This window comes from Phormidium sp. CCY1219 (assembly GCF_035615515.1).
GTDB lineage: Bacteria > Cyanobacteriota > Cyanobacteriia > Cyanobacteriales > Laspinemataceae > CCY1219.
In genome coordinates this window covers 1-1,661 of record NZ_JAJENT010000392.1, presented here as the reverse complement: position 1 = coordinate 1,661, position 1,661 = coordinate 1, and the positions used below count along the sequence as shown (strand labels likewise).

The window sequence follows — 1,661 nt, the reverse complement described above, 5'->3', positions numbered from 1 at the left end:
GTTCCAACAATCGTTCCGCTTCCTGTTGTCGCTCTTCCACCGTTTGGGCGGTGGCGGGGAAACGGAACAATGGGCGTGGATTTTCCCCGGGGGCAGGTGTGCCGAGGAAGAGAACGAGGGTGAGAACCACCAATGGCTCGAACGCTTTGGGGAACAATGGCATGGGTAGATACTCCCTGGATAGACTTGAGTGGATTCCCGCTTGTGCGGCAATGACAAGTTGATGTAAAAATGGGGAAGGATGGGGGAGGACGCGGCAGTGCCGCGTCCCGAGGGCAGGGGGTCTCGGGCGGTTTACCCTGGGGAGAATTGGGTTCAGGGGATGGAAATTTCCGCATTCACATCCATCAAGGGCGCTTGCGCTATCGGTGCTAATCCCACATCGGTTAATAATGTCACCCAATATTCCGTTAATTCACTATCTTGGGGATTGTCGCGGCGCAGTTCGGCGAGGGTATGTAGCACATCGTGTCAGATTCCCGCTTCGGCATAAAGTGAGGGCACTTGTCGCGCTGATGCCTGTTCCACTTGTTGTTTTAATTCGGGATTCTCCACGCGCTGGATCCAGCCGGTAACGTAAAGGTCCAGGTCTGTGCCACCGGATTCTTCGTTGGGACAGGCGAGGGCAAAGGTCCAGGAATAGGTCTCGCCGGTAGCTAAGGGGGCAATCTCCTCCCGCGCCGGTACCGTGAGGCTCATCACCTTGGCGGTATCTGCCAGGGCCACGGTTTGGCTGTAAACTTCCCTGCCCGCCTCATCGCTGAGTACGAATTGTGCGCTTTCCGCCCGGGTTTCGGGAACGTACACGAACAGGGTAGGATAGGGAGAAACCGTGAGGCCGATTTTCTCGTTTAAGTCCGGCAGCAAGGGCTGCAGGGGTTGGGGGGTGTCTCCCACCAGGCACTCATCTCGCGGTCCGGCAGGAATGGTTTGCGGTTTGTCATCGTCATCTAAGGGAGGCATGACTTGCGCGGTGTGAGATGCCGGGGTTGGCGCTGATGCCAGCAGCATCGGCGATGCCAGTGCTGACAGGCCCAGAAGGCAGGTGGCGGATACGGGGATTGTTTTCCAGAAAGGGAGTTTGGCAGACATAGTAACTCAGGTTTCGAGTGGGTTCAAGTTCGCCGGGGGATAATTCCCTCGTCTAACAGTTCGCTGGGGGATAAATCCCCCGTCTGCGGGATAATGGCTTCAGTGGGTTTGCCGGAGGATAATTCCCCCGTCTAACAGCTTAAGCCCTGTGGGTTCGCCGGGGGATAATTCCCCCGTCTAACAGCTTAAGTCGGTTGAAACCGACTCAATGCCCTGTGGGTTTGCCGGGGGATAATTCCCCCGTCTAACAGCTTAAGCCCTGTGGGTTCGCCGGGGGATAATTCCCCCGTCTAACAGCTTCAGTGGGTTTGCCGGAGGATAATTCCCCCGTCTAACAGCTTAAGTCGGTTGAAACCGACTCAATGCCCTGTGGGTTTGCCGGGGAATTTATTCCCCGTCGGTCTGCTTTCGCGATCGCACGGAGCATTTATTCCCCGAGGGACTCCACAGACCACCCCGATGGTCAGCGAAAGGCTATTCTTGACTACTCCGCGCTCTAAAGAGACGGGGATTCCCCGGAGGGATTTTAGAACTTCCGAAAAACGGACTCTTAGGCGAAGTCAAGTACG

Annotated in this window: 1 pseudogene; it reads right to left on the bottom strand. The window is 56.4% G+C overall.

Annotated elements, in window-relative coordinates:
- Positions 1-315: 315 nt before the first annotated feature.
- Positions 316-963, bottom strand: a pseudogene (locus LKK83_RS07765) (DUF928 domain-containing protein).
- Between the last annotated feature and the right edge of the window lie 698 nt (positions 964-1,661).